General features: G+C 75.4%; 9 protein-coding genes. 3 read left to right on the forward strand and 6 right to left on the reverse strand.

All coding sequences use genetic code 11. The annotated features are described in order from the left end of the window. Positions 1 to 24: 24 nt before the first annotated feature. The 5 genes from glmM to ACI79S_RS13560 all read right to left on the reverse strand — a co-directional run bounded on the left by glmM (position 25) and on the right by ACI79S_RS13560 (position 3871). Positions 25 to 1371 (reverse strand): phosphoglucosamine mutase, encoded by a 1347-nt coding sequence (gene glmM, locus ACI79S_RS13540; RefSeq protein WP_456593962.1) that lies wholly within the window; start codon positions 1369 to 1371, stop codon positions 25 to 27. Between the two features lie 20 nt (positions 1372 to 1391). Further along, on the reverse strand, positions 1392 to 1811 hold the full coding sequence (gene rpsI, locus ACI79S_RS13545; RefSeq protein WP_166531810.1) for a 30S ribosomal protein S9: 420 nt from the start codon (positions 1809 to 1811) through the stop codon (positions 1392 to 1394). After that, entirely contained in the window at positions 1808 to 2251 is a 444-nt protein-coding gene (rplM, locus tag ACI79S_RS13550) for a 50S ribosomal protein L13 (RefSeq protein WP_456590426.1), read from the reverse strand. The genes rpsI and rplM overlap by 4 nt, the downstream gene beginning before the upstream one ends. A 131-nt stretch (positions 2252 to 2382) precedes the next feature. Then, positions 2383 to 2868: a beta-class carbonic anhydrase gene (locus ACI79S_RS13555; RefSeq protein WP_456593963.1), complete on the reverse strand. Its 486-nt coding sequence runs from the start codon at positions 2866 to 2868 to the stop codon at positions 2383 to 2385. Next, the gene (locus tag ACI79S_RS13560; RefSeq protein WP_456593964.1) at positions 2861 to 3871 is read right to left on the reverse strand and encodes a PfkB family carbohydrate kinase; all 1011 of its coding nucleotides are present in this window, start codon (positions 3869 to 3871) and stop codon (positions 2861 to 2863) included. The genes ACI79S_RS13555 and ACI79S_RS13560 overlap by 8 nt, the downstream gene beginning before the upstream one ends. Positions 3872 to 3921: 50 nt before the next feature. Between ACI79S_RS13560 and moeA the strand changes: the two genes are divergently transcribed. From moeA to ACI79S_RS13575, 3 genes are all read left to right on the forward strand, one after another. After that, positions 3922 to 5133 carry a molybdopterin molybdotransferase MoeA gene (gene moeA / locus ACI79S_RS13565; protein ID WP_456593965.1) on the forward strand — a complete coding sequence of 404 codons (1212 nt, stop codon included), beginning with the start codon at positions 3922 to 3924 and terminating at the stop codon, positions 5131 to 5133. 64 nt (positions 5134 to 5197) lie between these two features. Next, complete coding sequence (moaC, locus tag ACI79S_RS13570; protein ID WP_456590430.1) at positions 5198 to 5671, forward strand: cyclic pyranopterin monophosphate synthase MoaC; 474 nt, start codon at positions 5198 to 5200, stop codon at positions 5669 to 5671. Beyond that, entirely contained in the window at positions 5668 to 6165 is a 498-nt protein-coding gene (locus ACI79S_RS13575) for a MogA/MoaB family molybdenum cofactor biosynthesis protein (RefSeq protein ID WP_456593966.1), read from the forward strand. Before moaC ends, ACI79S_RS13575 begins: the two co-directional genes overlap by 4 nt. Before the next feature lie 60 nt (positions 6166 to 6225). Here ACI79S_RS13575 and ACI79S_RS13580 read toward each other — a convergent pair. Continuing rightward, positions 6226 to 6357, reverse strand: a 132-nt coding sequence (locus ACI79S_RS13580) for an integrase core domain-containing protein (RefSeq protein WP_456593968.1), incomplete at its 5' end; no start/stop codon positions are given.

Raw genomic sequence — 6357 nt, forward strand, 5'->3', positions numbered from 1 at the left:
GAGGGGTGAGGCCGGGTCAGTCGGTCAGCCGACCGCGGCGACGACCTGCGCGAGCCGCTGGGCGACGGCGTCGGCCTGCTCCTGCGTGGGCGCCTCCACCATGACGCGGATCAGCTGCTCGGTGCCCGAGGGGCGCAGCAGCACCCGGCCGCTGTCGCCCAGCTCGGCCTCCACCGCGTTGACCGCGGCGGCCACCTCGTCGCTCGCGGCCACGGCGAGGCGGTCGGAGACCGGCACGTTCACCAGCACCTGCGGCAGCCGCTGGACCACCGAGGCCAGCTCGGCCAGGGAGGTGCCGGTGCCGGCCATGCGGGAGAGCAGGGCCAGCCCGGTGAGCAGGCCGTCGCCGGTGGTGGCGTGCTCCAGGAAGACGAGGTGCCCGCTCTGCTCCCCGCCGAGGCTGAGGTCCTGGGCGCGCAACGCCTCGAGCACGTAGCGGTCGCCGACGGCCGTCGTGCTCACGGTGATCCCGGCGTCGCGCATCGTGTGGTGGAACCCGAGGTTGCTCATCACCGTCGCGACGACCGTGTCGGACTTGAGCGCCCCGCGCTCGTGCAGGTCCAGCGCGCAGATGGCCAGGATGGCGTCGCCGTCGACGACGTCGCCGTCGGCGGTGACGGCCAGGCACCGGTCGGCGTCCCCGTCGTGGGCGAGCCCGATGTCGGCGCCGCGCGCCCGGACGGCCTCGACCAGCGGCCCGAGGTGGGTGGAGCCCACGCCGTCGTTGATGTTCCAGCCGTCGGGTGCGCAGCCGATCGCGTGCACCGTCGCGCCGGCCCGCCGGTAGACCTCGGGGGCGGCCGTGGCGGCCGCGCCGTGGGCGGCGTCCACGACGACGGACAGCCCGGTCAGCGGCCGGACGGCCGTGCCGAGCAGGTGCTCGACGTAGGCGTCGGCGCCGTCGGCGAGCGCGCGGACCCGACCGATCCCGCCGCCGGTGGGGCGGTGCCCGTCGGAGGAGCCGGAGGTGACGATCTGCTCGATGGCCGCCTCGACGGCGTCGGGCAGCTTGTGCCCGCCCCGGCTGAAGAGCTTGATGCCGTTGTCGGGCATCGGGTTGTGGCTGGCCGAGATCATGACGCCGAGATCGGCGCCGCTGCGGCCGGTGAGGAAGGCCAGGGCCGGGGTCGGCACGACCCCGGCGAGGAGCACCTCGGCCCCGGCGCTCGTGAGGCCGGCGACGACCGCGGCCTCGAGCATCTCCCCGCTGGCGCGGGGGTCGCGGCCGACGACCGCGACGGGACGCGAGGTCCCGTCGCGGTCGGCGAGCACGCCTGCGGCGGCGCGAGCCACCGAGAGGGCCATCTCGGGCGTGAGGTCGGAGTTGGCCCGACCCCGGACGCCGTCGGTGCCGAAGAGTCTCCCCCCCATGGCCGACGCAACCGCCCCGGTCAGCGCTTGGAGTACTGGGGCGCCTTGCGGGCCTTCTTGAGCCCGTACTTCTTGCGCTCCTTGACCCGCGGGTCACGGGTCAGGAAGCCGGCCTTCTTGAGGGCCGGGCGGTCCTCGGCCTCGACCTCGATGAGGGCGCGGGCGATGGCCAGGCGCAGCGCGCCGGCCTGGCCCGTGACGCCGCCACCCTTGAGCAGGCCGACGACGTCGTACTGCTCGGCCTTCTCGAGGGTCACGAACGGCTCACGGATGAGCTGCTGGTGCACCTTGTTCGGGAAGTACTCCTCGAGGGTGCGGCCGTTGAGCTTGAACTGGCCGGTGCCGGGGAGCAGCCGCACGCGGACGACGGCCTCCTTGCGCCGGCCGACGGTCTGCACCGGACGCCCCTCGGCGTCGGTCACGGTCAGTGCGCTGGTCACTGGGCCACCTGCTTGATCTCGTAGGTCTGGGGCTGCTGCGCGGCGTGCGGGTGCTCCGGGCCGGCGTAGACCTTGAGCTTCTTGATCATCTGCCGACCGAGGCTGTTGTGCGGCAGCATGCCCTTGATCGCGCGCTCGATGACGCGGTCGGGGTGGGTGCGCAGCTGGTCGCCCACGTTGATGGTCTTGAGGCCACCCGGGTGGCCGGAGTGCCGGTAGGCGCGCTTGTCCTCACGCTTGGACCCGGTCAGGGCGACCTTGCCGGCGTTGACGATGACGACGAAGTCGCCGACGTCCACGTGCGGGGCGTACTGGGGCTTGTGCTTGCCGCGCAGGAGCTGCGCGGTCTGGCTGGCCAGTCGACCGAGCACCACGTCCGTGGCGTCGATGACGTGCCAGGCCCGGGCGACCTCGCCGGGCTTGGGGGTGTACGTGCGCACGGCGCGCGTCCTCCGTCGTCGTCGGGATGGCTGGTGGGATCGCCTCGCCGAGCACGGGAGACGGTTCTGCACGCGCGGCACCAGCCGGCACGCGCGCCAACCGAGCACGATACCAGCCGCTGACGCTGCGCTCAGACGACCTCGCGCAGCCGCCCGCTGTCGACGTCGTAGACCGTGCCCCGCACCTCGTGCGACAGGAGGTAGGGGCAGTCCTGCAGCAGCCGGATGGACTCGCGGACGTCGGCGTCGACGTCGGTGAACGTCCGCGCCGCCCACGGTGGCCGGCGGCCGGTGGCCTTCTCCACCAGGTCGGCGAAGTCGACGTCGTTGCTCTTCTGCAGCCCGCAGTCGGTGTGGTGGACCAGCACGATCTCGCGGGTGCCGAGCAGGTGCTGCGAGATGGTCAGCGACCGGACGGTGTCCTCGGTGACGACGCCACCGGCGTTGCGGATGACGTGCGCGTCACCGACCTCCAGGCCGAGGAGGGGGAACAGCGGCATCCGGGAGTCCATGCACGCCACGACGGCGACCTTCCGCGCCGGCGCCACCGGCTTGCTGCCGGGGAACCTCTCCGCCCACGCCGCGTTCGCCTCGAGCATCCTGTCGATCTCAGCCACGACCGGACGATAACCGGGCTCCGCAGCGGCCGCGCTCGCGGGCGACCACGTCGGCCAGCACGGCCGGGTCCAGCGCCGGCCTGCCCCCCGCGTGCGACACCGTCCTCGACGCGGCCGCGGCGGCGAGCCAGGCCGCGTCCTCGGGCCCGCCGCGGCCGAGCAGCGTGGCGACGAGCGCGGCCACCCACACGTCCCCGGCTCCGGTCGGGTCGACCGGGGCCTCGCCGAGCAGCGGCACGACGAGCTCGCCGTCGGCCCACGCCGGGTCCACCTCCCGGTCCCCCGCCGCCGCGCCCGGGGCCGGGCCCGACCGCCAGGCCACCAGGTCGCCCCGCTCACCCACCGCCATCGCCACCAGCCGTGGACCCGCCGAGAGCAGCTGCGCGGCGGCGTCGCGGGCGTCCTCCAGACCCGGCAGCGGGCGGCCCACCAGCAGCTCGGCCTCGATGGCGTCGGCCCGGACGACGTCCGCGCGGGCGAGCACCGCCTCCCGGGTCGCCGGGTCCTCCGGGGCGCCATCGGCCACCACGAGGGCCGTCGGGGGCACCCGCGCCAGCGCCGCGCGCACCGCCGCGCCGGGCTGCTGCAGCTGCAGGCTGAGCACCTGGCAGGCCGCCAGCTGCTCGGCCGCGCCGGCCACGTCGGCGGGGGTCAGCAGCGCACCGGGCGGGATGTGCTCGACCAGCCGCCGGCGGCCGCCGTCCTCGACCAGGTCGAGCAGCAGCGCGGTGGACGTGCCCGGCCGGGTGACGACGCCCGAGACGTCGATCCCGTCGGCGGCGGCCTGCGCCAGCACGTCCCGTCCCGCGGCGTCGTCGCCGACGACCCCGACCAGTGCCACCGGGACGCCGAGCTGGGTCAGCGCGACCGCCTGGTTGGCCCCCTTCCCGCCGAGCAGCTCCCGACGCCCCGTGGCCGGGGCCGACCCACCGGCCGCGGGCACCTGCGGGAGCCGCAGCACCAGATCGCGGCCGATCTGCCCCAGCACGACGACCGCTGCCATCCACGCGCCTCCTTCCACCGCCGGTGGCGGGCACGCGGCGATGGGCGAGGATGTGCCCCGTGCGCACGGTCGAGGAACACCAGTCGGTGGTGGACGCCCTGCTGCCCGCCCTGCCCGAGGAGACCGTGCCCCTGTCCGCGGCGCACGGCCGGGTGCTGGCGCGCGACGTCGTCGCCGAGGTGTCGCTGCCGGGCTTCGACAACTCCGCGATGGACGGCTATGCCGGCCGGTGGGCCGAGCTCGCCGGCGCCGACGGCGGCCCGGTCCGGCTGCCGGTGGCCGAGGACATCCCCGCCGGGCGCACCGACGTCGTCCCGCTGGCGCCGGGCACAGTCCACCGCATCATGACCGGGGCCCCCCTGCCGCCGGGGGCCGACGTCGTCGTCCCCGTGGAGCTCACCGACGGGGGCACCGACGTCGTGGAGATCCGCGACCGACCGCCCGCCGGGAGCCACCTGCGGGCTGCCGGCGAGGACATCACCGCAGGCACCGTCGCCCTCTCCGCCGGGGCCCCGCTCGGCGCCGCCCAGCTGGGCCTGGCCGCCGCCGTGGGCGTCTCGGAGCTGGTCGTCCGGCGCCGGCCGCGGGTGCTGGTCCTCTCCACCGGCAGCGAACTCGTCGCGCCGGGGCAGCCGCTGGCTCGGGGCCAGATCTACGAATCCAACTCGGCGCTCCTGGCCGCCGCGGTCGAGGAGGCCGGCGGCGTCCCGCGGCGGCTGCACTTCGTCCCCGACGACGTCGACCAGTTCCTCGCCACCGTGCGGGCGGAGCTGCCCACGGCCGATCTGCTGGTCACCAGCGGCGGGGTGAGCGCCGGAGCCTACGAGGTGGTCAAGGACGCCTTCCGCACGCTCGGCACCGTCGAGTTCGGCAAGGTCGCCATGCAGCCGGGCGGGCCCCAAGGCGCCGGCACGGTCGACGGCGTCCCCGTGGTCACCCTGCCCGGCAACCCGGTGAGCGCCTTCGTCTCCTTCGAGGTGTTCGTCCGCCCGGCCCTGCGCCGGGCCCAGGGGCACACCTCGCCCGCCCGCCTGCGGGTGCCCGCCCGGCTCACCGGCCCGCTGCGCTCCCCGGCCGGTCGCCGGCAGTTCCTGCGCGGCCGCTACGAGGGCGGGGAGGTCTCCCAGGTCGGCGGCCCCGGCTCGCACCTGGTCGCGCACCTGGCCCGGGCCAACTGCCTGGTCGTCGTGCCCGAGGACGTCACCGAACTGCCCGCCGGCGCCTCCCTGGACGTCGTGCTGGTCGAGGGAGCACTGCAGTGAGTCGACAGCGAGTGAGCATCGCAGCGAGGAACGAGCGAGCGCGGAGACGAACAGGAGGATCGCAGTGACCGGACCACGCCTCACCCACGTCGACGAGTCCGGCGCCGCCCGGATGGTCGACGTCTCCGCCAAGGCGGTCACCGCCCGGGAGGCCACCGCTGCCGGCCGGGTGCTGGTCAGCGCCGAGGTGGTCGATCTGCTCCGCGGGAAGGGCGTCCCCAAGGGCGATGCCGTCGCCGTCGCCCGGATCGCCGGTATCGCCGGGGCCAAGCGGACGCCGGACCTGGTGCCGCTGTGCCACCCGATCGCCCTGCACGGGGTGACGGTGGACGTCGAGGTCGCCGACGACGCCGTCGAGATCACCGCGACCGCCCGCACCGCCGACCGGACGGGGGTGGAGATGGAGGCGCTCACCGCAGTCACCGTGGCCGGGCTCACCATGATCGACATGGTGAAGGCGGTCGACCCGCGGGCGACGATCACCGACGTCCGGCTGCTGCGGAAGTCCGGCGGCAAGAGCGGGGAGTGGACCCGGTGACCGCCGCGCTCCCCGCCGGCGCGCGCGCCGTCGTCCTCACCGCCTCGAACCGGGCCGCGGCCGGGGTCTACGAGGACCGCAGCGGTCAGGTGCTCGCCACGGGGCTGCGCGAGCTCGGCTTCGCCGTGGAGGGTCCGCACGTGCGGCCCGACGACGCCGCCGAGCTGGAGGCCGTGCTGCGCAACGCGGTGGACCTCGGCGTCGACCTGGTGGTCACCACCGGCGGCACCGGCCTCTCCCCCACCGACGTCACCCCCGAGGCCACCCGGGCGGTGCTCGAGCGGGAGGCCCCCGGCATCGCCGAGGCGGTCCGCCGCTACGGCGCCGAGCACGGGGTCCCCACGGCGGTCCTCTCCCGCGGGCTGGCCGGCACCGCCGCCCGCACGCTGATCGTCAACCTGCCCGGCTCCACCGGCGGGGTGCGGGACGGGCTCGCCGTCCTGGGGCCGCTGCTCCCGCACGTGGTGAGCCAGCTCCGCGGCGGCGACCACTGAGCAGACGGAGCTCCGACGCTGCTGCCACGTCGGTGGCGCTCGGAACCGACTGACCGACGCCTAGGTGTACTGCTCGGAGACGTTGGTGCAGCGGGTGATCGGCGGGAGGTTGCCGAGCGCTGTGTGGGGCCGGTGGTTGTTGTAGTGGTGCAGCCAGCCTGACAGGGCAGCCCGGCGAGCGGTCTCGGAGGT

The organism is Blastococcus sp. SYSU DS1024, from assembly GCF_054050795.1.

Coding starts and splice junctions, on each gene's coding strand:
- ACI79S_RS13560 (WP_456593964.1), bottom strand. CDS start 3,871: ATGGCAGCGGTCGTCGTGCTGGGGCAGATCGGCCGCGATCTGGTGCTG.
- moeA (WP_456593965.1), top strand. CDS start 3,922: ATGTGCCCCGTGCGCACGGTCGAGGAACACCAGTCGGTGGTGGACGCC.
- glmM (WP_456593962.1), bottom strand. CDS start 1,371: ATGGGGGGGAGACTCTTCGGCACCGACGGCGTCCGGGGTCGGGCCAAC.